Origin of the sequence: Streptomyces aureus (assembly GCF_000725495.1) — a bacterium.
Classification (GTDB): domain Bacteria; phylum Actinomycetota; class Actinomycetes; order Streptomycetales; family Streptomycetaceae; genus Streptomyces; species Streptomyces aureus_B.
On record NZ_JNZD01000012.1, the window covers coordinates 125,186 to 147,485 of the forward strand.

The window sequence follows — 22,300 nt, forward strand, 5'->3', positions numbered from 1 at the left end:
CCGTTTCCGGTGTCCCCCTCGGGGCCGCTAGTCGCGCGCCGCGGTCAGATGCTCCGCGTGTTCCTGGAGCGAGCGCACTCCCACGTCTCCGTGGTTGAGCGCGTCGATGCCCTGGACGGCGGCGGCGAGCGCCTGGACCGTCGTGAGGCACGGTACCGAGCGGGCCACGGCCGCCGTGCGGATCTCGTAGCCGTCGAGGCGGCCGCCGGTGCCGTACGGGGTGTTGACGATGAGGTCGACCTCGCCGTCGTGGATGAGCTGGACGATGGTCTTCTCGCCGTTCGGGCCCTCGCCCTCGCTCTGCTTGCGCACGATCGTGGCGTTGATGCCGTTGCGCTTGAGGACCTCGGCGGTGCCGGAGGTGGCCATGAGCTCGAAGCCGTGGGCGACGAGTTCACGCGCCGGGAAGATCATCGAGCGCTTGTCGCGGTTGGCGACGGAGATGAACGCGCGGCCCTTGGTGGGCAGCGGTCCATAGGCTCCGGCCTGCGACTTGGCGTACGCGGTGCCGAACACCGAGTCGATGCCCATGACCTCGCCGGTGGAGCGCATCTCCGGGCCGAGGACCGTGTCGACGCCGCGTCCGTGGATGTCGCGGAAGCGCGACCACGGCATGACGGCCTCCTTGACGGAGATCGGCGCGTCCAGCGGCAGGGTGCCGCCGTCGCCGTTCGCCGGCAGCAGGCCCTCGGCGCGCAGCTCGGCGACGGTCGCGCCGAGCGAGATGCGGGCGGCGGCCTTCGCGAGCGGCACCGCGGTCGCCTTCGAGGTGAAGGGGACGGTGCGGGAGGCCCGCGGGTTGGCCTCCAGGACGTAGAGGATGTCGCCGGCCATCGCGAACTGGATGTTGATCAGGCCGCGGACGCCGACACCCTTGGCGATGGCCTCGGTGGAGGCGCGCAGCCGCTTGATGTCGAAGCCGCCCAGCGTGATCGGCGGCAGGGCGCAGGCCGAGTCGCCGGAGTGGATGCCGGCCTCCTCGATGTGCTCCATGACGCCGCCGAGGTAGAGCTCCTCGCCGTCGTAGAGGGCGTCGACGTCGATCTCGATCGCGTCGTCGAGGAAGCGGTCGACCAGAACCGGCCGGGAGGGGCTGATCTCGGTCGACTCGGCGATGTACGAGGACAGCCGGGTCTCGTCGTAGACGATCTCCATGCCGCGTCCGCCGAGGACGTACGAGGGGCGGACCAGGACCGGGTAGCCGATCTCGTCGGCGATGGCCTTGGCCTCGGCGAAGGTGGTGGCGGTGCCGTGCTTGGGCGCGGGCAGGCCCGCCTCGGCCAGCACGCGTCCGAAGGCGCCGCGGTCCTCGGCGGCGTGGATCGCCTCCGGGGAGGTGCCCACGATCGGCACGCCGTTGTCCTTGAGGGCCTGCGAGAGCCCCAGCGGGGTCTGGCCGCCGAGCTGGACGACGACACCGGCGACGGGGCCGGCCTGCTGCTCGGCGTGGACGATCTCCAGCACGTCCTCGAGCGTCAGCGGCTCGAAGTACAGGCGGTCGGAGGTGTCGTAGTCCGTGGAGACGGTCTCGGGGTTGCAGTTGACCATCACGGTCTCGTAGCCCGCGTCGCTGAGCGCGAAGGAGGCGTGGACGCAGGAGTAGTCGAACTCGATGCCCTGACCGATGCGGTTCGGGCCGGAGCCCAGGATGATCACCGCGGGCTTCTCGCGGGACGCGACCTCGGTCTCCTCGTCGTAGGAGGAGTAGAAGTACGGCGTCTTCGCGGCGAACTCGGCGGCGCAGGTGTCGACCGTCTTGTAGACCGGGCGGACGCCCAGCGCGTGCCGCACCTCGCGGACGACGTCCTCGCGCAGCCCGCGGATCTCGGCGATCTGGGCGTCGGAGAAGCCGTGCCGCTTGGCGTCGGCGAGCAGCTCGGGGCCGAGCTTGTCGGCGGCGGCCAGCTCGTCCGCGATCTCCTTGATCAGGAAGAGCTGGTCGACGAACCACGGGTCGATCTTCGTGGACTCGAAGACCTCCTCGGGGGTGGCGCCGGCGCGGATGGCCTGCATGACGGCGTTGATGCGGCCGTCGGTGGGGCGGACGGCCTCGCGCAGCAGCTCGGCCTTGTCACCGGGCTCGCCGACGAAGGTGAACTGGCTGCCCTTCTTCTCCAGCGAGCGCAGCGCCTTCTGCAGCGCCTCGGTGAAGTTGCGGCCGATCGCCATGGCCTCGCCGACCGACTTCATGGTGGTCGTGAGGGTGGAGTCGGCGGAGGGGAACTTCTCGAAGGCGAAGCGCGGGGCCTTGACGACGACGTAGTCGAGGGTCGGCTCGAAGGAGGCCGGGGTCTTCTCGGTGATGTCGTTCGGGATCTCGTCGAGCGTGTAGCCGACGGCGAGCTTGGCCGCGATCTTGGCGATCGGGAAGCCGGTCGCCTTGGAGGCGAGGGCCGAGGACCGCGAGACGCGCGGGTTCATCTCGATGACGATGATGCGGCCGTCCTCGGGGTTGACCGCGAACTGGATGTTGCAGCCGCCGGTGTCGACGCCGACCTCGCGGATGATCGCGATACCGATGTCGCGCAGCCGCTGGTACTCGCGGTCGGTGAGGGTCATGGCCGGGGCGACGGTGATGGAGTCGCCGGTGTGGACGCCCATCGGGTCGAAGTTCTCGATGGAGCAGACGACCACGACGTTGTCGTTCTTGTCGCGCATCAGCTCCAGCTCGTACTCCTTCCAGCCGAGGATGGACTCCTCCAGGAGCACCTCGGTGGTCGGGGAGAGCGTGAGGCCCTGGCCGGCGATGCGGCGCAGCTCCTCCTCGTCGTGGGCGAAGCCGGAGCCGGCGCCGCCCATGGTGAAGGAGGGGCGGACGACGACGGGGTAGCCGCCGAGGGTGTCGACGCCCGCGATGACGTCGTCCATGGTGTGGCAGATGACGGACCGGGCGGACTCGCCGTGGCCGATCTTCTCGCGCACGGCCTCGACGACGCCCTTGAACAGGTCGCGGTCCTCGCCCTTGTTGATGGCCTCGACGTTGGCGCCGATGAGCTCGACGCCGTACTTCGCGAGCACGCCCTGCTCGTGCATCGAGATCGCGGTGTTGAGGGCCGTCTGGCCGCCGAGGGTCGGCAGCAGGACGTCGGGGCGCTCCTTGGCGATGATCTTCTCGACGAACTCGGGGGTGATCGGCTCGACGTAGGTGGCGTCGGCGATCTCCGGGTCGGTCATGATCGTCGCCGGGTTGGAGTTGACGAGGATGACCCGCAGGCCCTCGGCGCGCAGGACGCGGCACGCCTGGGTGCCGGAGTAGTCGAACTCGGCGGCCTGGCCGATGACGATCGGGCCGGAGCCGATGACCAGGACGGACTGGATATCGGTGCGCTTAGGCACGCTGGCCCTCCATCAGAGATACGAAGCGGTCGAACAGGTAGGCGGCGTCGTGCGGCCCTGCCGCCGCTTCGGGGTGGTACTGAACGCTGAAGGCCGGCTGGTCGAGCAGGTGGAGGCCCTCCACCACGTTGTCGTTGAGGCAGACGTGGGAGACCTCGGCGCGGCCGAAGGGGGTCTGGGAGACCTCGTCGAGCGGGGCGTCGACGGCGAAGCCGTGGTTGTGCGCGGTGACCTCGACCTTGCCGGTCGTGCGGTCCTGCACCGGCTGGTTGATGCCGCGGTGGCCGTACTTCAGCTTGTACGTGCCGAAGCCGAGGGCGCGGCCGAGGATCTGGTTGCCGAAGCAGATGCCGAACAGCGGCGTCTTGCGGGCCAGGACTTCCTTCATCACGGCGACGGGACCGTCCGCGGTCGCCGGGTCGCCGGGGCCGTTGGAGAAGAAGACGCCGTCCGGGTTGACGGCGTAGATCTCCTCGGCGGTGGCCGTGGCGGGCAGCACGTGCACCTCGATGCCGCGTTCGGCCATCCGGTGCGGGGTCATGCCCTTGATGCCGAGGTCGACGGCGGCGACGGTGAACCTCTTCGTCCCGATCGCGGGGACGACGTAGGTCTCCTTGGTGGCGACCTCGGCGGCGAGGTTCGCGCCCTTCATCTCGGGCGCCTGGCGCACCTCGGCGAGCATGGTGCCCGCGTCGGGCAGCGCGTTGCCGGAGAAGATGCCGACGCGCATGGCGCCGCGCTCACGCAGGTGGCGGGTCAGGGCGCGGGTGTCGATGCCGCTGATGCCGACGACGCCCTGGCTGCGCAGTTCCTCGTCCAGGGAGCGGCGCGAGCGCCAGTTGGAGGAGACGCGCGCGGGGTCGCGGACGACGTATCCGGAGACCCAGATCCGCTTCGACTCGGGGTCCTCGTCGTTGACGCCGGTGTTGCCGACGTGCGGGGCGGTCATCACGACGACCTGGCGGTGGTAGGAGGGGTCGGTGAGGGTCTCCTGGTAGCCGGTCATGCCGGTGGAGAACACCGCTTCGCCGAAGGTCTCCCCCACGGCCCCGTAGGAGCGGCCGCGGAAGACCCGGCCGTCCTCCAGGACGAGTACGGCGGGAAGCGCCTTTTCCTTCTGCGAGGCGTTCCCCTGAGTGGAGGTCGTCATCGTGCGCCTTCCGTTTCCGTCTTGTTGATCATGTCGTTCAGGGTGTCGGCCCATTCGTTGTGCTCGGCCGCGCGGTCCGAGCGGAATCCGGAGTCGAGGAGCCTCTCGCCGTGCGCCCAGGTGACGACCAGGAGTCCGCCCTCGGTGAGGACCTTGCCCGCGATGCCCTTGTCGAGCCGGGCCCCGCGCAGCTGCGCGGCCGGGATGAAGAAGTCGTCCGCTCCGGGGCGTACGACGTCCAGACCCGCGTCCGTCAGGGTGAGCTCGGCCCGGCTGCGGGTGCCCAGGCCGTGCGCCACGATGCGGTCGAGCCACTGTCCGGCCGTGGTGGAGCCGTGGTAGCGGCCGCTCATGCTCAGTCTCGCCGGGCCGGGGTCTTCCGGCGCGGCAGGGAGCTCCGGCAGGTCGCCCTGGAGGGTGCCCCGCCATTTCCAGCCCTCGCGCATCAGCCAGTAGACGAGCGCGACGAAGAGGGCGAGGCCGACGAGCCAGCCGATCCGGGCGGACCAGTCGGTCACTTCCGCGGACTTCTGGGCGGCGGCGATGGAGAGGAGAGGTGTCACGCGAGCTTCCCGTCGACGAGGGTGGCCTTGCCCCGCAGCCAGGTGTGGGTGACCCGGCCCGGCAGCTCACGGCCCTCGTAGGGGGTGTTGCGGCTGCGCGAGGCGAAGCCAGCGGGGTCCACGCTCCCACGGTATGCCGTGTCGACGAGCGTGAGGTTGGCGGGCTCACCTGCCGAGACGGGGCGTCCGTGGCCGGCGGCCCCACCGATCGCGGCGGGCTTGACGGACATGCGGTCGGCGACCCCGGCCCAGTCCAGGAGCCCGGTCTCGACCATCGTCTGCTGGACGACGGACAGCGCGGTCTCCAGACCGACCATGCCCATCGCCGCGGCCGCCCACTCGCAGTCCTTGTCCTCGTGCGGGTGCGGCGCGTGGTCGGTGGCGACGATGTCGATCGTGCCGTCGGCGAGCGCCTCGCGCAGGGCCGTCACGTCGCGCTCGGTGCGCAGCGGCGGGTTGACCTTGTAGACCGGGTTGTACGAGCGCACCAGTTCGTCGGTGAGGAGCAGGTGGTGCGGGGTGACCTCGGCGGTGACGTCGATGCCGCGGGACTTGGCCCAGCGGACGATCTCGACGCTGCCGGCGGTCGACAGGTGGCAGATGTGGACGCGCGAGCCGACGTGCTCGGCGAGCAGGACGTCCCGGGCGATGATCGACTCCTCGGCCACCGCGGGCCAGCCGCCGAGTCCGAGTTCGGCGGAGACGACGCCCTCGTTCATCTGGGCGCCCTCGGTGAGGCGGGGCTCCTGGGCGTGCTGGGCGACGACGCCGCCGAAGGCCTTCACGTACTCCAGCGCGCGGCGCATGATCACCGCGTCGTCGACGCACTTGCCGTCGTCGGAGAAGACGGTGACGCCGGCGGCGGACTCGTGCATGGCGCCGAGCTCGGCGAGCTTCTTGCCCTCCAGGCCGACGGTGACGGCGCCGATGGGCTGCACGTCGCAGTAGCCGTGCTCCCGCCCGAGCCGGTAGACCTGCTCGACCACACCGGCGGTGTCGGCGACCGGGAAGGTGTTGGCCATGGCGAACACGGCGGTGAAGCCGCCGCTCGCGGCCGCGCGGGTGCCGGTCAGGACGGTCTCGGAGTCCTCGCGGCCCGGCTCGCGCAGATGCGTGTGCAGGTCGACCAGGCCCGGCAGCAGCACCTTGCCGTCGGCCTCGACGACCTCAGCGCCCTCGGCGGACAGACCGGTGCCGACGGCCTCGATGGTCTCGCCGTCGATCAGGACGTCCTGCGGCTCGCCGCCGAGCACCCGCGCACCACGGATAAGGATCTTGCTCATGGTCTTACTTCTCCTCGGTACGGGTGTGGGTGACGGCGGGCTCGTTGCCGCCCAGGAGCAGGTACAGGACGGCCATGCGGATGGAGACACCGTTGGCGACCTGCTCCACGACGGTGCACCGCTCGGAGTCGGCGACCTCGGCGGTGATCTCCATGCCGCGGACCATCGGGCCGGGGTGCATCACGATGGCGTGCTCCGGCATTTTCGCCATGCGCTCGCCGTCGAGCCCGTAGCGACGCGAGTACTCGCGCTCGGTCGGGAAGAACGCCGCGTTCATGCGCTCGCGCTGGACGCGCAGCATCATCACGGCGTCGGACTTGGACAGGGTGCTGTCCAGGTCGTACGAGATCTCGCAGGGCCAGCTCTCCACGCCGACCGGCACCAGGGTCGGCGGGGCGACGAGGGTGACCTCCGCGCCCAGGGTGTGCAGCAGGTCGACGTTCGAACGGGCGACCCGGCTGTGCAGGACGTCGCCGACGATCGTGATGCGCTTGCCGGACAGGTCCTGGCCGAGGCCGGCGTCCCGGCCGACGAGCCGGCGGCGCATGGTGAACGCGTCGAGCAGGGCCTGGGTGGGGTGCTGGTGGGTGCCGTCGCCCGCGTTGATGACGGCCGCGTCGATCCAGTCGGAGGTGGCGAGGCGGTAGGGGGCCCCGGAGGCGCCGTGCCGGATGACGACGGCGTCGACGCCCATGGCCTCCAGGGTCTGGGCGGTGTCCTTGAGGGACTCGCCCTTGGAGACGCTCGACCCCTTGGCGGTGAAGTTGATGACGTCCGCGGACAGGCGCTTCTCGGCGGCCTCGAACGAGATCCGGGTCCGGGTCGAGTCCTCGAAGAAGAGGTTGACGATCGTGCGGCCGCGCAGGGTCGGCAGCTTCTTGATCGGCCGGTCGGCGACCCGGGCCATCTCCTCGGCGGTGTCGAGGATCAGGACGGCGTCGTCGCGGGTGAGGTCGGCGGCCGAGATGAGATGACGCTGCATCTGTCAGGCTCCGTAAGGAAGTTCAGGGAGGATTCGGGCATGCGGGTGCGCTGGTGGGCACGTCACGGCGCGGGCCGGAGTGCTATCGGGGCGCGCCCGGGGAGGTCCGCTTGGCACCGAGCAGCACGGTGTCGCGACCGTCCTCCTCGGCGAGCTGGACCTTGACCGTCTCCCGCAGCGACGTGGGGAGGTTCTTGCCGACGTAGTCGGCGCGGATGGGCAGTTCGCGGTGGCCCCGGTCGACGAGGACGGCGAGCTGCACGGCGCGCGGGCGGCCGATGTCGTTCAGCGCGTCGAGCGCGGCGCGGATGGTGCGGCCGGAGAAGAGCACGTCGTCGACGAGGACGACGAGGCGGCCGTCGATGCCGTCACCGGGGATCTCGGTGCGGGCCAGCGCGCGCGGCGGGTGCATGCGCAGGTCGTCGCGGTACATCGTGATGTCGAGGGATCCGACCGGGATCTTGCGGTCGGTGATCTCTTCGAGCTTGTCGGCCAGCCTGCGGGCCAGGAAGACACCCCGGGTGGGGATGCCGAGGAGCACCACGTCGTCGGCGCCCTTGGCGCGTTCGACGATCTCGTGGGCGATGCGGGTCAGCACCCGTGCGATGTCGGGGGCTTCCAGTACGGGACGCGCGTCGGCTTCCTCGTGCTGCGTGTCGTGCTCGGTGTCCATGGGAAACGGACCTCCTTCTCCGCCTCACGGGACGGATCATTAAAGGACGTCGGATTTGCGCCATCAACGGTACCAGCCCGGCAACACTGCTGATCACATCGGTTTGAGCCACCCTTGCGTCACGCCCGTCCACCACCGGTCGAAAATCCTTCGGCTTGACGGGGGAGAGTAACGCTGCGTAACCTCACAGTGAGTCACCAGCCGCGCGGCGGAGCCGCACGTTGATACAGCGTCCGGGGAGCTATATGTCCAGCGAATACGCCAAACAACTCGGGGCCAAGCTCCGCGCCATCCGCACCCAGCAGGGCCTTTCCCTCCATGGCGTCGAGGAGAAGTCGCAGGGCCGCTGGAAGGCGGTCGTGGTCGGTTCGTACGAGCGCGGCGACCGCGCCGTGACCGTGCAGCGTCTCGCCGAGCTCGCGGACTTCTACGGGGTTCCGGTCCAGGAGCTGCTTCCGGGCACCACCCCGGGCGGGGCCGCCGAGCCGCCGCCGAAGCTGGTCCTCGACCTCGAGCGTCTCGCGCACGTGCCGGCCGAGAAGGCGGGCCCGCTCCAGCGCTACGCGGCGACGATCCAGTCGCAGCGCGGGGACTACAACGGCAAGGTGCTGTCGATCCGCCAGGACGACCTGCGCACCCTCGCCGTGATCTACGACCAGTCCCCCTCGGTCCTGACCGAGCAGCTGATCAGCTGGGGCGTCCTGGACGCGGACGCGCGCCGCGCGGTCGCCCACGACGAGGGCTGAATCGCCTGAGGACAGCTCAGCAGAAACGTGCCGCCGGGGTGGCCGGAACCTGATGGTTCCGGCCACCCCGGCGGCCGTCTGCGGGCCTCCCGAGGCTCCCGGGTACAGGAACGCCGGAGGGCCCGCAGCGATCACGCTGCGGGCCCTCCGGCGTTCCGTACGCCCCCTCGGGGCCGTACGGCCGGGCTGTCGGTCAGTCCTCGTCGCGGCGGAGCGAGGGCTTCAGGTCCTTCAGCCGGCCCAGCAGGCCGTTCACGAACGAGGGCGACTCGTCCGTGGAGAACTCCTTGGCCAGCTGCACCGCCTCGTCGAGCACGACGGCGTCCGGGGTCTCGTCGACCCAGATCAGCTCGTAGGCGCCGAGGCGCAGGATGTTGCGGTCGACGACCGGCATCCTGTCCAGCGTCCAGCCCACGGCGTACTGCGCGATGAGCTCGTCGATGCGCCGCGCCTTGGCGGCGTAGCCCTCGACCAGTTCCATCGTGTATTCGCTGACCGGCGGCTGCCGGGTGTCGGACCGGGAGTGCCGGATCCAGTCCGCGAGGACCGTCAGGACGTCCACACCGCGCTGGTCGCCCTCGAAGAGGATCTGGAAGGCGCGCTTGCGGGCCGTGTTGCGGGCAGCCACGGTTAGCTGTTCACCCGGCCGAGGTAGTCGCTGGTGCGGGTGTCGACCTTGATCTTCTCACCGGTGGTGATGAAGAGCGGGACCTGGATCTGGTGACCGGTCTCCAGGGTGGCGGGCTTGGTGCCACCGGTGGAGCGGTCGCCCTGGACGCCCGGCTCGGTCTCCTGGACGACCAGTTCGACGGCGGCCGGCAGCTCGACGAAGAGCACCGATCCCTCGTGCTGGGCGACGGTGGCCGTGAAGCCCTCGATCAGGAAGTTGGCGGCGTCGGCGACGGCCTTGCGGTCGACCATGAGCTGGTCGTACGTCTCCATGTCCATGAAGACGAAGTACTCGCCGTCCATGTACGAGAACTGCATGTCGCGCTTGTCGATCGTGGCCGTCTCGACCTTGACGCCGGCGTTGAACGTCTTGTCGACGACCTTGCCGGAGAGCACGTTCTTCAGCTTGGTGCGCACGAAGGCCGGGCCCTTGCCGGGCTTGACGTGCTGGAACTCGACGACGGACCAGAGCTGGCCTCCGTCGAGCTTGAGCACCAGGCCGTTCTTGAGGTCGTTCGTGGAAGCCACGGTTGCGGAATCTCCTGGACTGACGTGGACGACCCCGGCGCTCGCGCGCGGCCCGGAGGCTAGAGCGCGAGCAGTTCCTTGGTCGTGATGGTGAGTAGCTCGGGTCCGCCGTCCGCCTCAGGGCGTACGACGAGCGTGTCATCGATCCGGACACCGCCCCGGCCCGGGAGGTGGACCCCCGGTTCGACGGTGACCGGCACGCAAGCGTCCAGTTTACCCATGGCCGCGGGGGCTAGCTGCGGGTCCTCGTCGATTTCGAGCCCGACACCGTGCCCCGTCAGCGGTGGAAGGCCTTCCGTATGGCCTCCGGAGTCCAGTACCTGGCGGGCCTCGCGGTCCACGTCACGGTAGGCGGCACCGGGTGCCAGCGCCTCCCGTCCGGCCCGCTGGGCGGCGAAGACGAGGTCGTACAGCTCGATCTGCCAGTCGGCCGGAGACGTGCCGATCACGAACGTGCGGCCGATCTCGCAGCGGTAGCCGCGGTAGGTCGCGCCGAGGCAGACGGAGAGGAAGTCGCCCTCCTCGACACGCCGGTCGCTGGGCCGGTGGCCGCGGCGTCCGGAGTTCGGCCCGGTGCCGACCGAGGTCGCGAAGGCCGGGCCGTCGGCGCCGTGGTCGACGAGCCGGCGTTCCAGCTCCAGGGCGAGATGGCGTTCGGTGCGGCCGACGAGGATCGACTCCAGGAGCTCGCCGAGGGCCTGGTCGGCGATCTCGGCCCCGATCCGCAGGGCGGAGATCTCCTCCTCGTCCTTGATCACCCGCAGCTGCTCCACCGCGCCGCCCAGGTCGGCCAGGCGCAGGCCCGGGGCGACGGAGCCGAGGGCGCGGTGCCGGCTGACGGTCAGATGGTGCTCCTCGACGGCGAGGGAGTCGGCGCCCCGCTCGGCCGCGAGGCCGGCCGCGGCGACGGCCGCATCACCTCCGGGGCGGGGCAGCACCCGGACCTCCAGCGCCTCGTCCGGGCGCCCTTCCGCGGCTTCGCCGGACGGCGGTCCGCCGCACAGCAACAGGTCCTCGTCGCCGCCGAGCAGGAGCACGGCGCCGAGCGGCGCGGCTCCCGCGAGATACCTCACGTTGGCGGGACGGGTGACGAGCGCCGCCGCGCTGCCGCCCGCCGCACAGCGCTCCCGGAGCCGCTCTCTGCGGGTCGCGTACACCTCTGGCATGAACCGAGCCTACGAGCGCCGCCGGGATGTCGCCGTTCCAGAGGGCCGGACGGGTGGCCCGCCGTCCGGGGGACACCGGACCGGGCACCCGAGGCCCCGCCGTCGGGGCCCTCTCCCGGGACCGGCCCCTCCGTCGAGAGGAGCGGCCGGGGCGTCTCGGACCGGTCGAGGAGTGAGACGTCTCACCACTGGGGCGGGCTCGCGATGGCGCGGGCCAGGACCTCGTCCAGGACATGGGCCGTGGCCGCGACGTCGAGCTGGGAGTTGTCGATGATCGGGAGCCCGGAGCCGTACCAGCCGGCCATGCGGCCGTGGATCCGCGCGACCTCCTCGTCGCTGAGCCTGCGGTTGCCCGACCGCTCCGCGTTGCGCTCCAGGACCACCTCGAGGCCCGGCAGGAGCACCACCGGCAGCAGCCCGGGGCCCACGTGCCGCTTCCAGCCGCCGAGACCGACGACGGGCCGGTCCGGGAAGACGGCGTCGTCCAGGATGCAGGAGATGCCGTTGGCCAGGAAGTTCCGGGCGGCGAAGCCGCAGGTACGGCGGGCGAGACGATACTGCGCCTCGGAGTGGTCGTTCCATCCGGACTGCGGGTCGGCGAAGCCCGAGCGCACCCATTCGCGGACGTCGTCGAGGCTGATGTGGGCCGTGGGCACCCGACGGTGGTCGGCCCAGTACTTGGCGACGCTGGTCTTGCCGGCGCCGGCGGGGCCGATGAGCAGCACCGCGAGCGTGGTCGCCGCCGGGTCGGGCGCGCCCGTGGCGTGCGGCGGGGTCGGCATGGTCACCGAGACGCCCGGCGGCAGCTGGACGTGTCCGGTGGTCTCCGGAGCGGGCGGCACGGGCGGGTGCGGCGGCGGCTGCGCCGAGGGGTGCTGGGGATGCTGCACCGTCGGATGCTGCGGAGGCGCCGCCGAGGGGTGCCGCGGTGGCTGCGGGGGCATCTGATGCGGCGGCAGATGGTGCTGCGGTGCCTGGGCGGGCGGGGCGCCGGGCGGAACCGGCGCACCGGCGAAACCCGGAGCGGGCGCGGGACCCTGCTGCCCCGGGTACTGTCCGGCCGGCGACCAGCCGGCGGCCGGCCCTTGCCCCGGCTGGTGGGGCGGCAGCGGAGCCCCCACTGCGTGCTGCATCCGGTGCCACTCCGTCTCGTGCAGGCGATGAGCTGGCGGACGGGACGCGGGCCCCGTCGCTACTGAACGGTACCTTCCCCGGCCGCCGTTGTGTGAACGGCCGGGGACGGTGCGAAGTGCCCGGGAGGGAGAGGCAAAACGGGCTGAGCAGGTGCGCTTCGGAGGATAAGACCCCGCGCGGTGGCGCCGGTTACTCGCCGACCTCGCCGTAGGCGGCGAGCAGGACGGCCGGATCCGGGCCCTCCAGGACGGTCGGCTTGGCCAGTCCGTCGAGGACGATGAAGCGCAGCAGGTCGCCGCGCGACTTCTTGTCGACCTTCATGTTCTCCACGAGCTTGGGCCACTGGTCGTAGCGGTAGCTGAGCGGGAGACCGACGGACTGGAGAATCGTGCGGTGCCGGTCGGCGGTCGCGTCGTCCAGCCGGCCCGCGAGGCGGCCGAGTTCGGCGGCGAAGTGCATGCCGACGGAGACGGCGGCGCCGTGCCGCCACTTGTAGCGCTCGTTCTTCTCGATGGCGTGGGCCAGCGTGTGGCCGTAGTTGAGGATCTCGCGCAGCCCCGACTCCTTGAGGTCGCCGGAGACGACCTCGGCCTTGACCCTGATGGACCGCTCGATCAGCTCGGCGGTGTGCGGGCCGGCCGGGGTGCGGGCCGCCTCGGGGTCGGACTCGATGAGGTCGAGGATCACCGGGTCGGCGATGAAGCCGGCCTTGATGATCTCGGCGAGCCCGGAGACGTAGTCGTTGACGGGCAGCGAGTCGAGGGCGGCCAGGTCGCACAGCACGCCCGCGGGCGGGTGGAAGGCACCGACCAGGTTCTTGCCCTCGGCGGTGTTGATGCCGGTCTTGCCGCCGACCGCAGCGTCGACCATCGCGAGCACGGTGGTGGGGACGGCGATCCAGCGCACCCCGCGCAGCCAGGTCGCCGCCACGAACCCGGCGAGGTCGGTGGTGGCGCCGCCGCCGACACCGACGATCACGTCGGTGCGGGTGAAGCCGGACTGGCCCAGCGCCTTCCAGCAGTAGGCCGCGACCTCGGCGGTCTTGGCCTCCTCGGCGTTGGGCACCTGGATGGCGACGGTCTCGAAGCCCTGGTCCGCCAGGTCGGCGCGCAGCGCCTCACCGGTGTCGGCGAGCGCCTCGGGGTGGATCACGGCGACGCGCTTGGCCTTCTCGCCGATCAGGGTGCCGAGTTCGCCGAGGAGCTGCCGGCCGATCAGGACCTCGTAGGGGTCGGTGCCCGCGGTGCCGCCGACCTGGACCCGGGTCACTGCCTCGCTCATGCTTCCTTCAACTCCAGTGCGTCGAGGACCGCCTGGGCGACCTCATCGGGGGTGCGTCCGTCGGTCGCCACGACCGCGCGGGCGACCTCGGTGTACAGGTGGCGGCGGGCCTCCATCAGCTCGCGCCACTGCTTGCGCGGGTTGACGGCGAGCAGCGGCCGGGCCGCGTTCAGGCCGGTGCGCTGCACCGCCTCCTCGACGTCCATGGAGAGGTAGACGACCTGGTGGCCGGCGAGCAGCGCGCGGGTGCCGGCGTCGAGGACCGAGCCGCCGCCCAGCGCCAGGACGCCGTCGTGCCCGGCGAGCGCGACGCGCACGGCCTCCTTCTCGAGGGCGCGGAACGCGGGCTCGCCCTCCTCGACGAAGATGTCGGCGATGCTGCGGCCCTCGGCGGCCACGATGTCGTCGTCCGTGTCCCGGTAGGCGCAGCCGAGGCGCTCGGCGACCAGCGCGCCCACCGTGGACTTGCCGACCCCCATCGGGCCGACCAGGACCAGCCGCGGGGCGGTCACCGGATGGCCAGGTTCTCGAGGTACGAGCGGACGTTGCGGCGGGTCTCGGTGACGGAGTCGCCGCCGAACTTCTCGGCCACCGCGTCGGCGAGGACGAGGGCGACCATGGCCTCGGCCACGATGCCGGCGGCCGGCACGGCGGAGACGTCGGAGCGCTGATGGTGGGCCTTGGCGGCCTCGCCGGTGGCGACGTCGACGGTGGCCAGCGCGCGCGGCACGGTGGCGATCGGCTTCATCGCGGCGCGGACGCGCAGCAGTTCGCCGGTGCTCAGTCCGCCCTCGGTGCCGCCGGCGCGGCCGGAGACGCGCCGGATGCCGTCGGGGGTGCCCACGATCTCGTCGTGGGCCTGGGAGCCGGGGACGCGGGCGAGCTCGAAGCCGTCGCCGATCTCGACGCCCTTGATCGCCTGGATGCCCATCAGGGCGCCGGCGAGGCGGGCGTCCAGCTTGCGGTCCCAGTGGACGTGCGAGCCGAGGCCGACGGGGACGCCGTAGGCGAGCACCTCGACGACCCCGCCGAGGGTGTCGCCGTCCTTGTGGGCCTGGTCGACCTCCGCGACCATCGCCTTCGAGGTGTCGGCGTCCAGGCAGCGCAGCGGGTCGGCGTCGAGCCGGTCGACGTCGGCCGGGGTCGGGTAGACACCCCCCGGGGCCTTCACGGAGCAGAGTTCGACGACATGGGAGACGATCTCGATCCCGGCCGTCTCCTTCAGGTACGAACGGGCGACGGCGCCGAGCGCGACGCGGGCCGCGGTCTCACGGGCGGAGGCGCGCTCCAGGATCGGCCGGGCCTCGTCGAAGCCGTACTTCTGCATGCCGGCGAGGTCGGCGTGGCCGGGCCGCGGGCGGGTCAGCGGGGCGTTGCGGGCGAGCCCGTCGAGGATCTCCTGGTCGACCGGGTCGGCCGACATGACCTGCTCCCACTTGGGCCATTCGGTGTTGCCGACCATGACCGCGACCGGGGAGCCGAGGGTGAGGCCGTGCCGGACGCCGCCGAGGAAGGTGACCTCGTCGCGCTCGAACTTCATCCGGGCACCGCGTCCATAACCCAGGCGCCGCCGGGCGAGGTGGTCCGCCACCATCTCCGTGGTGATCGGCACGCCGGCGGGAAGGCCCTCCAGCGTCGCGACAAGTGCGGGACCGTGGGACTCCCCCGCGGTCAGCCAGCGCAACCTGCTCAACGGTGCTCCTCATGCTCGCGCCCTGGTACTGCTGCTGCGTACACGTGTGCTCGCGTACGGCGACGGCGCGACCGGGTGCGCGGCCCTGGCCCGCCGCCTCCGATCCTCCCACGTCCGGGGACGGAAACCGGCCGTAGGTCCATCAGGCGGACGCACCCGCCCGGACCGGGCACTGCCAGGGGCACGGCGAGGGGCCTTGCCGACGCCGGCCCCGGGTGGCGTCGCGGACCGCCCGCGAAGCCGGTCGCCGCTCTCCGCGGGGCGGCACGCGGCCTAGTGCCGGTCGCCTAACTCCGCAGGGCGGTACGCGGCCTAGTGCCGGTCGCCGTTCTCGCCGCGGGCGGCGAGGGCGTGCTCGCCGGCCTTGCGCATGGCGACGAGCGGGGCCGGGGTCCGGCCGGTCATCTGCTCGACCTGGAGCACCGCCTGGTGGACGAGCAGGTCGAGTCCGCCGACCACGGCACCGCCGTACGCCGACCAGCGGGCGGCGAGGTCGGTCGGCCAGGGCTCGTAGAGCACGTCGAAGAGGGTCGTGGGGCGTCCGGGGACGGCGGCGGCCAGCGCGTCCGTGGTGCCGGCCGGGGTCGTGGCGATCACCAGCGGCGCGTGCAGCGCCCGCTCGGCGTCGGCCCAGTCCTCGGTGCGCAGCTCGATCCCGAGGCGCTCGCCCCACTCCCGCATCTCGGCGGCCCGCTCGGGGCTGCGGACGTACGCGACGACCTCGCCGGTGCAGATCCGGGCGAGGGCGGCGAGGGCGGAGGAGGCGGTGGCGCCGGCGCCGAGGACGGCGGCCGAGTCGACCTGCTCGATCCCCCGCTCGCGCAGCGCGGCGACCATGCCGGGGATGTCGGTGTTGTCGCCGACGCGCCGCCCGTCCGCGGTGAGGACGACCGTGTTCACCGCCTCGACGGAGGCGGCCGTCTCGCTGATCTCGTCCAGCAGCGGCATGACGGCCCGCTTGAGCGGCATGGTCAGCGACAGCCCGGCCCACTCCGGTCCGAGTCCCTCGACGAAGGCGGGCAGTGCCTGCTCGTCGACCTCGAAGCGGTCGTACGTCCAGTCGCCGAGGCCCAGCTCCCGGTAGGCCTCCCGGTGCAGGACCGGGGAGAGGGAGTGGGCGATCGGGGAACCGAGCACCGCGGCCCGGCGGACTTCAGTTGCCGGAGCTGGCATTGAACTTGTCCTTGAGTTTCTCGAACTGGGCCAGCGTCTTGGCGAATTCCGTGTTGTTCTGGCCGTCGGTCGCCACGAAGTACATCCAGCCGTCCTTCGTGGGATTGAACACCGCACGGAAGGCGTCGTCGCCGGGATTGCCGATCGGCCCGGGCGGCAGACCCCGGTGGTAATACGTGTTGTACGGGTCCGGATTGCTGTTGATCTCGGACTCGCCGATATTGATTTTGCTCTGGCCCTTCAGGTAATTGAAGGTCGAGTCGAACTGCAGCTTCTGGTTGGTCTCGGTGTTGGTGCTCTTCAGACGGTTGTAGACGACCTCCGCCATCTTGCGGTAGTCGTCGTGGGTCTTGCCCTCCGCCTGGACGAGGCTCGCGACCGTGACCACCTGCAGCGGATCGTCGAGCTTGAGCGTCTTCGCCTTCGCCACGAGTCCCATCGCCGCGTACTTCTTGTTCGCCTGCGCGACCATGCCCTTCAGCACCGCCTCGGGCTTCATGCCCTTGGCGGCGGGGTAGGTCAGCGGATACAGGAACCCCTCCAGGGGGTCCTTTATGTCCTTGTTCGTGTTCGCCCAGCTCGGCAGCCCGAGGCTCTTGTACTCCTTCTTGGCGACGGCGCTGGTCGTGCCCTTGGCGAACCCGAGTTTCGTGTCGATCAACGCGTAGACCTGGGCATTACGGGCCCCGGGAAACACGGTCACGTTGTTCTGGCTCTTGGGGTCGAGCATCAGCGCGACGGCGGCCTTGGCCGACATTCCCTTGCGGAGGATGTAGGCGCCCGCCTGGATCGACTTGCCCTTGGGGTTTTCCGACTGGGCGGAAACGAACGCGTCCACGCTCTTGACGACACCGGCCGCCTTCAGCTTCTGGCCGATGACATAACCGCCCTCGCCCTTGGCGATTTCGACGGGAACCTGTCCCGTTCCCTCGCCGGCGAAGTCGGGGGCCGAGCCGAAACGATTCTGGTAATAGTGGTACCCGAAATACCCGGCGCCGGCGAGACCGCCGCCGAAGACCGCCACGACCACGAGGCAGGCGCAGCCGCTGCGGCGCTTCTTGCCCTTGCCGCCGCCTCGCTCCTTGCCGCCCTTGCGCTCACCGCGTCCGCGGCGCTTCTTCGGGTCGTCGTCCTCGTCGAAGTCGTCGTCATCGTCGTCGCCACCCGCGAAGAAGGCGTGCTCGCCCTGGTCCGGGCCCGGATCCCAGTCCGGCTCGGGGTCGGGTTCGGGCTCGGCGCGGCGCCGGGCCGGCGGCTCGGGCGGCGGGTAGGCGTCGGGGGTGGTGTACGAGTCCGGCTGCTCGGCCGCGTACTGGCCCGCGTACGGGTCGGCGCCGTCCCCGGTGTACGGCACCTGCGGATGCGCGCCGGTTCCGCCATCGGGGTACTGCGGCTGCCCCTGACCCGGGTACTGCTGCCGGCCCTGCCCGGGGTACTGCTGCTGACCCTGGCCGTCGAACTGCTGCTGACCCGGGTACTGCTGCTGCCCCTGACCGGGGTACTGCTGCGGATACTGCTGCTGCGGGTACTGCTGCCCCTGGCCGGGGTACTGCTGCTGGCCCTGACCCTGGTACTGCTGGCCCTGGTACTGCTGCTGTCCGGGGTACTGCCCCTGCTGGCCCTGCTGCGCGTACTGCTGCTGCCCCTGGTACTGCTGACCCTGGCCCCAGTCGCCCTGCTGCTGCGGATAGTGCTGCGGCTGGCCGCCGTCGTAGGCGGACTGGCCGTCGGCGGCCTGCCCGCCCCATCCGCCGTCCCCGTACAACGGGTCCTCCGGATGCCACGGTTCGGAGCCAGAGCCCCGGCCATACTCAGTCATCGATCCCCTACGAGCCGCGAGCCGGCAGCGGCCGGCTCGCGTGGCCCGGCTCCCGTCCGCCTCTTTACCGTGCGACGGCTGTTCGAACACCACCGCATCGGGCGGAACGTTACCGTATCGCGATCACATGACCACTTCGACGCCCTCCCCGGGCGACGTGCCTGACACTCGTTCGGATTCCAGGGCTTGCTGCAGGATCACGACGGCGGCAGCCTGGTCGATCACCGACCGGCCCTTCTTCGTCTTCACACCCGCGGCACGCAGTCCCTGCCCGGCGGTGACCGTGGTCATCCTCTCATCCAGGAGCCGAACCGGAACAGGAGCAATCCCTTCCGCGAGCTCCTGGGCGAAGGCCCGGACCTTGACGGCGGCGGGACCCTCGCCCCCCTTGAGGGAGCGAGGGAGTCCGACGACGACCTCGATCGGCTCGTACTCCTCGACGAGCTGCCGCAGCCGGCGGTGGGCGGCGGGGATGTCACGTCCCGGGACCGTCTCCACCGGAGTGGCGAGGATCCCGTCGGGGTCGCACGAGGCGACCCCGATCCGGGCGTCCCCGACGTCGATCGCGAGACGACGTCCTCTGCGCATGTCCGCGGCCCTTACTTGGCCGTCTCGGCGACGAGGCGCTGGACCGCGTCGATGGCCTCGCCGACGGCGGCCGGGTTCTGGCCGCCGCCCTGGGCGACGTCCGGCTTGCCGCCACCGCCGCCGCCGAGCGTCTTGGCGGCACCGCGGACCAGCTCGCCGGCCTTGAGTCCGCGCTCGCGGGCGGCCTCGTTGGTGGCGATGACCGTCAGCGGCTTGCCGCCCACCACCGTGAACAGGGCAACGACGACGGCGCGTCCACCCTGGATACGGCCGCGCACGTCGAGGACCAGCTTGCGCAGGTCGTCGGCGCCCGTGCCGTCCGGGACCTGACCGGTGACCAGGGCCACGCCGTTCACGTCCTGGGCGGACTCGACCAGACCGGCGGCGGCCTGCAGGACCTTCTCCGCTCGGAACTTCTCGATCTCCTTCTCGGCGTCCTTCAGCTTGCCGAGCATGGCGGAGACCTTCTCCGGAAGCTCCTCCGGACGGCCCTTGACCAGCTCCTGGAGCTGGGCGACGACCGTGTGCTCACGGGCCAGGAAGTTGTAGGCGTCGACGCCGACCAGGGCCTCGATGCGGCGCACGCCGGAGCCGATGGACGACTCGCCGAGCAGCTTCACCAGGCCGAGCTGGGCGGTGTTGTGCACGTGGGTGCCGCCGCACAGCTCCTTGGAGAAGTCGCCGATGGTCACGACGCGGACGCGCTCGCCGTACTTCTCGCCGAACTCGGCGATGGCGCCCTGCTTCTTGGCCTCGTCGATGCTCATGACCTCGGCCTGGACGTCCAGGTCGCGGGCGAGCACCTCGTTGATCTGCTGCTCGACGTCCGTCATCACGGCCGTCGGGACGGCGGACGGGGAGCCGAAGTCGAAGCGGAAACGGCCGGGCTGGTTCTCGGAACCGGCCTGGGCGGCCGTCGGGCCGAGGGCGTCGCGCAGCGCCTGGTGCGTGAGGTGCGTGGCCGAGTGGGCGCGGGCGATGGCCTTGCGACGGCGTACGTCGATGGTGGCCTGGGCCTTGGCGCCGACGGTGGCCTCGCCGACCTGGACGACACCCTTGTGGACGTACACACCCGGGACGGGCTTCTGGCAGTCGCGGATCTCGATGACGGCGCCGGAGTCGACCCGGATGCGGCCGGTGTCGCCGATCTGGCCGCCGCCCTCGGCGTAGAACGGGGTGCGGTCGAGGACGATCTCGACCTCGTCGCCTTCGGTGGCGGCCGGGGAGGAGACACCGTCGACGAGGATGCCGACGATCGTCGACTCGGCCTCGGTGCCGTCGTAGCCGACGAAGTCGGTCTCGCCGGCGGCGTCGGCGATCTGGCGGTAGGCGCCGAGGTCGGCGTGGCCCGACTTCTTGGCGCGGGCGTCGGCCTTGGCCTTGTCCCGCTGCTCCTTCATCAGGCGGCGGAAGCCGTCCTCGTCCACCGACAGGCCCTGTTCGGCGGCCATTTCGAGGGTGAGGTCGATCGGGAAGCCCCACGTGTCGTGGAGCAGGAAGGCCTTGTCGCCGGCCAGGACCGTGCCGCCGGACGACTTGGTGTCCGTGATGGCCGTGTCGAGGATGTTCGTGCCGGCCTTCAGCGTCTTGAGGAAGGCGGCCTCCTCGGCGAGGGCCACGGTCTCGATCCGCTGCCGGTCGGTGACCAGGTCCGGGTACTGCTGGCCCATCATGCCGATGACGACGTCGATGAGGTCCTTGACGACCGGTCCGGTGGCGCCGAGCAGACGCATGTTCCGGATGGCGCGGCGCATGATGCGGCGCAGCACGTAGCCGCGGCCCTCGTTGCCGGGGCTCACACCGTCGCCGATGAGCATCACGGAGGTGCGCATGTGGTCGGTGACCACGCGCAGCGAGACGTCGGAGCCGTGGGCGGCGCCGTACTCGACACCGGTCAGCTCGGTGGCCTTCTTGATGACGGCCATGGAGGTGTCGATCTCGTACATGTTCTGCACGCCCTGCAGAATCATGGCGAGGCGCTCGAGGCCGAGACCGGTGTCGATGTTCTTGCTGGGCAGCTCGCCGAGGATCTCGAAGTCGTCCTTCGAGATGCCCTCGCCGCGCTCGTACTGCATGAAGACCAGGTTCCAGATCTCCACGTAGCGCTCGTCGTTGACGGCCGGGCCGCCCTCGACGCCGAACTCGGGGCCGCGGTCGTAGTTGATCTCGGAGCAGGGACCGCAGGGGCCCGGGACGCCCATGGACCAGTAGTTGTCCTTCTTGCCCAGGCGCTGGATGCGCTCGGACGGGACGCCGATCTTGTCGCGCCAGATGGTCTCGGCCTCGTCGTCGTCGAGGTAGACCGTGATCCACAGACGCTCGGGGTCGAGGCCGTAACCACCCTTGTCCTGGGGCGTGGTGAGCAGCTCCCAGGCGTAGGTGATGGCGCCTTCCTTGAAGTAGTCGCCGAAGGAGAAGTTGCCGCACATCTGGAAGAACGTGCCGTGGCGCGTGGTCTTGCCGACCTCTTCGATGTCGGGCGTGCGCACGCACTTCTGCACGCTGGTGGCGCGGGCCCAGGGGGCCTTGACCTCACCGAGGAAGTACGGCTTGAAGGGGACCATGCCGGCGGGGACCAGGAGCAGAGTCGGGTCGTCCGCGATGAGCGACGCCGAAGGGACGACGGTGTGACCGCGCTCCTCGTAGAAGCTCAACCAGCGGCGGCGGATTTCAGCCGACTCCATCAGTGGTCCTCATTCCGGTTGTACGAGTACGTCGTGTTGTCGAGGTACTTGATCTGCTTGTTGTCGCCGGACTGCCCGCCGTCGATCGCGCGGACGCGGCGCTGCGTGGGCAGTTCGGGGTCGGGGTGCCCGTTCAGGCCGAGCACCTCTCCGAGTTCGGCCTCGCGCTGGGCCATCCCGTCACGGACGTCGAGCGCGAACTCCTTGAGCCGGTGGCCCGCGTCGATCGCCTTGTTCGCGGCCTGTGCCGCGAGGCTCTCGGGGGTCAGCTGCCTGAGCTTGCGGTTGACCTTGGTGGTGGCCCATACACCCGCGGCTGCGCCCGCGGTGAACCAGAACGTACGGCGGAACATCGCTGCGTCAGTCCTTCTTCCGCTTTCCCCGCCGCGCGGACGGGACGGTGCGGCCCACGATCACGGTACGCCGGGACGCTTTGTCGGGCACATTCTCTCGACGGCCCCCGATGGCCCGGCGCACGCCGTAGCCGAACGCCGCGACCTTGACCAGCGGGCCGCCGAACGTGGAGGCGACGGTGGTCGACAGCGCCGAGGCGTTCGACGTGACCTCCTGGACGTCCGACGCGATGGCGTCGACCCGGTCGATCTGCGTCTGCGCGGAGCGCACCGCCGCGGAGGCGTCGGCGAGGAGCGGCACGGCCTGCTCGGTCACGTCCGCCACGAGCTTGGTGGTCGCCCTGAGCGTCTGGGCCAGCCTCACCAGCGCGACGGCGAGGAAGGAGACCAGGATCGCCCAGAAGACGGCCACCAGGATCCCGGCCACCTCACCACCGGACACTGTGCACCCGCTCCCTGACTGTGTGCCTGAACATCGA

At 70.9% G+C, this 22,300-nt stretch carries 20 protein-coding genes; 1 reads left to right on the plus strand and 19 read right to left on the minus strand.

What is annotated here, in order from left to right; genetic code table 11:
* Positions 1–27: 27 nt before the first annotated feature.
* The 6 genes from carB to pyrR form a co-directional block, all read right to left on the minus strand.
* Complete coding sequence (gene carB / locus IO36_RS18220; RefSeq protein WP_037621131.1) at positions 28–3,336, minus strand: carbamoyl-phosphate synthase large subunit; 3,309 nt, start codon at positions 3,334–3,336, stop codon at positions 28–30.
* Positions 3,329–4,486, minus strand: a complete 1,158-nt coding sequence (gene carA / locus IO36_RS18225) for a glutamine-hydrolyzing carbamoyl-phosphate synthase small subunit (RefSeq protein ID WP_037621133.1) — start codon at positions 4,484–4,486, stop codon at positions 3,329–3,331. Before carA ends, carB begins: the two co-directional genes overlap by 8 nt.
* The gene (locus IO36_RS18230) at positions 4,483–5,049 is read right to left on the minus strand and encodes a PH-like domain-containing protein (RefSeq protein ID WP_037621135.1); all 567 of its coding nucleotides are present in this window, start codon (positions 5,047–5,049) and stop codon (positions 4,483–4,485) included. The genes carA and IO36_RS18230 overlap by 4 nt, the downstream gene beginning before the upstream one ends.
* Complete coding sequence (locus IO36_RS18235) at positions 5,046–6,332, minus strand: dihydroorotase (RefSeq protein ID WP_037621137.1); 1,287 nt, start codon at positions 6,330–6,332, stop codon at positions 5,046–5,048. Before IO36_RS18235 ends, IO36_RS18230 begins: the two co-directional genes overlap by 4 nt.
* Before the next feature lie 4 nt (positions 6,333–6,336).
* On the minus strand, positions 6,337–7,314 hold the full coding sequence (locus IO36_RS18240) for an aspartate carbamoyltransferase catalytic subunit (protein WP_037621139.1): 978 nt from the start codon (positions 7,312–7,314) through the stop codon (positions 6,337–6,339).
* An 82-nt stretch (positions 7,315–7,396) separates the two neighbouring features.
* Positions 7,397–7,987 carry a bifunctional pyr operon transcriptional regulator/uracil phosphoribosyltransferase PyrR gene (gene pyrR / locus IO36_RS18245; RefSeq protein ID WP_037621141.1) on the minus strand — a complete coding sequence of 197 codons (591 nt, stop codon included), beginning with the start codon at positions 7,985–7,987 and terminating at the stop codon, positions 7,397–7,399.
* Between the two features lie 245 nt (positions 7,988–8,232).
* On the opposite strand from pyrR, the gene bldD reads away from it, so the two are divergent.
* Positions 8,233–8,733 (plus strand): transcriptional regulator BldD, encoded by a 501-nt coding sequence (gene bldD, locus IO36_RS18250; RefSeq protein ID WP_037621142.1) that lies wholly within the window; start codon positions 8,233–8,235, stop codon positions 8,731–8,733.
* A 193-nt stretch (positions 8,734–8,926) separates the two neighbouring features.
* Here bldD and nusB read toward each other — a convergent pair whose 3' ends face one another.
* From nusB to IO36_RS18320, 13 genes are all read right to left on the minus strand, one after another.
* Positions 8,927–9,361, minus strand: coding sequence for a transcription antitermination factor NusB (gene nusB / locus IO36_RS18255; RefSeq protein WP_037621144.1), 435 nt, complete (start codon positions 9,359–9,361; stop codon positions 8,927–8,929).
* A 2-nt stretch (positions 9,362–9,363) separates the two neighbouring features.
* Positions 9,364–9,930 (minus strand): elongation factor P, encoded by a 567-nt coding sequence (gene efp, locus IO36_RS18260; RefSeq protein ID WP_037621146.1) that lies wholly within the window; start codon positions 9,928–9,930, stop codon positions 9,364–9,366.
* 59 nt (positions 9,931–9,989) lie between these two features.
* A complete protein-coding gene (locus IO36_RS18265; RefSeq protein ID WP_037621147.1) occupies positions 9,990–11,096 on the minus strand; it encodes an aminopeptidase P family protein in 1,107 nt (368 codons plus the stop codon).
* Between the two features lie 182 nt (positions 11,097–11,278).
* Positions 11,279–12,229, minus strand: coding sequence for a Pro-rich N-terminal domain-containing protein (locus IO36_RS18270; RefSeq protein ID WP_037621148.1), 951 nt, complete (start codon positions 12,227–12,229; stop codon positions 11,279–11,281).
* A 190-nt stretch (positions 12,230–12,419) separates the two neighbouring features.
* Positions 12,420–13,511 carry a 3-dehydroquinate synthase gene (gene aroB, locus IO36_RS18275; RefSeq protein ID WP_037621150.1) on the minus strand — a complete coding sequence of 364 codons (1,092 nt, stop codon included), beginning with the start codon at positions 13,509–13,511 and terminating at the stop codon, positions 12,420–12,422.
* Complete coding sequence (locus tag IO36_RS18280; RefSeq protein WP_051900626.1) at positions 13,508–13,990, minus strand: shikimate kinase; 483 nt, start codon at positions 13,988–13,990, stop codon at positions 13,508–13,510. Before IO36_RS18280 ends, aroB begins: the two co-directional genes overlap by 4 nt.
* Positions 13,991–14,019: 29 nt before the next feature.
* Positions 14,020–15,204: a chorismate synthase gene (aroC, locus tag IO36_RS18285; RefSeq protein ID WP_037621153.1), complete on the minus strand. Its 1,185-nt coding sequence runs from the start codon at positions 15,202–15,204 to the stop codon at positions 14,020–14,022.
* A 312-nt stretch (positions 15,205–15,516) separates the two neighbouring features.
* A complete protein-coding gene (locus IO36_RS18290; protein ID WP_037621154.1) occupies positions 15,517–16,377 on the minus strand; it encodes a shikimate dehydrogenase in 861 nt (286 codons plus the stop codon).
* Complete coding sequence (gene mltG / locus IO36_RS18295) at positions 16,358–18,196, minus strand: endolytic transglycosylase MltG (RefSeq protein ID WP_078943285.1); 1,839 nt, start codon at positions 18,194–18,196, stop codon at positions 16,358–16,360. Before mltG ends, IO36_RS18290 begins: the two co-directional genes overlap by 20 nt.
* 123 nt (positions 18,197–18,319) lie before the next feature.
* A complete protein-coding gene (gene ruvX / locus IO36_RS18305) occupies positions 18,320–18,784 on the minus strand; it encodes a Holliday junction resolvase RuvX (protein ID WP_037621158.1) in 465 nt (154 codons plus the stop codon).
* Between the two features lie 11 nt (positions 18,785–18,795).
* Entirely contained in the window at positions 18,796–21,468 is a 2,673-nt protein-coding gene (gene alaS, locus IO36_RS18310; RefSeq protein ID WP_037621159.1) for an alanine--tRNA ligase, read from the minus strand.
* A complete protein-coding gene (locus IO36_RS18315; RefSeq protein WP_037621161.1) occupies positions 21,468–21,821 on the minus strand; it encodes a DUF6167 family protein in 354 nt (117 codons plus the stop codon). The genes alaS and IO36_RS18315 overlap by 1 nt, the downstream gene beginning before the upstream one ends.
* Positions 21,822–21,828: 7 nt before the next feature.
* Positions 21,829–22,263 (minus strand): DUF948 domain-containing protein, encoded by a 435-nt coding sequence (locus tag IO36_RS18320; RefSeq protein ID WP_037621162.1) that lies wholly within the window; start codon positions 22,261–22,263, stop codon positions 21,829–21,831.
* Positions 22,264–22,300 lie beyond the last annotated feature (37 nt).

Bases quoted from the DNA above. Each gene is read 5' to 3' on its own strand.
- IO36_RS18235 (WP_037621137.1), bottom strand. From the start codon at position 6,332: ATGAGCAAGATCCTTATCCGTGGTGCGCGGGTGCTCGGCGGCGAGCCG.
- IO36_RS18270 (WP_037621148.1), bottom strand. From the start codon at position 12,229: ATGCAGCACGCAGTGGGGGCTCCGCTGCCGCCCCACCAGCCGGGGCAA.
- bldD (WP_037621142.1), top strand. From the start codon at position 8,233: ATGTCCAGCGAATACGCCAAACAACTCGGGGCCAAGCTCCGCGCCATC.
- carA (WP_037621133.1), bottom strand. From the start codon at position 4,486: ATGACGACCTCCACTCAGGGGAACGCCTCGCAGAAGGAAAAGGCGCTT.
- mltG (WP_078943285.1), bottom strand. From the start codon at position 18,196: ATGACTGAGTATGGCCGGGGCTCTGGCTCCGAACCGTGGCATCCGGAG.
- aroB (WP_037621150.1), bottom strand. From the start codon at position 13,511: ATGAGCGAGGCAGTGACCCGGGTCCAGGTCGGCGGCACCGCGGGCACC.
- alaS (WP_037621159.1), bottom strand. From the start codon at position 21,468: ATGGAGTCGGCTGAAATCCGCCGCCGCTGGTTGAGCTTCTACGAGGAG.
- IO36_RS18280 (WP_051900626.1), bottom strand. From the start codon at position 13,990: ATGGGGGTCGGCAAGTCCACGGTGGGCGCGCTGGTCGCCGAGCGCCTC.
- IO36_RS18265 (WP_037621147.1), bottom strand. From the start codon at position 11,096: ATGCCAGAGGTGTACGCGACCCGCAGAGAGCGGCTCCGGGAGCGCTGT.
- IO36_RS18315 (WP_037621161.1), bottom strand. From the start codon at position 21,821: ATGTTCCGCCGTACGTTCTGGTTCACCGCGGGCGCAGCCGCGGGTGTA.
- IO36_RS18290 (WP_037621154.1), bottom strand. From the start codon at position 16,377: ATGCCAGCTCCGGCAACTGAAGTCCGCCGGGCCGCGGTGCTCGGTTCC.
- IO36_RS18240 (WP_037621139.1), bottom strand. From the start codon at position 7,314: ATGCAGCGTCATCTCATCTCGGCCGCCGACCTCACCCGCGACGACGCC.
- ruvX (WP_037621158.1), bottom strand. From the start codon at position 18,784: ATGCGCAGAGGACGTCGTCTCGCGATCGACGTCGGGGACGCCCGGATC.
- pyrR (WP_037621141.1), bottom strand. From the start codon at position 7,987: ATGGACACCGAGCACGACACGCAGCACGAGGAAGCCGACGCGCGTCCC.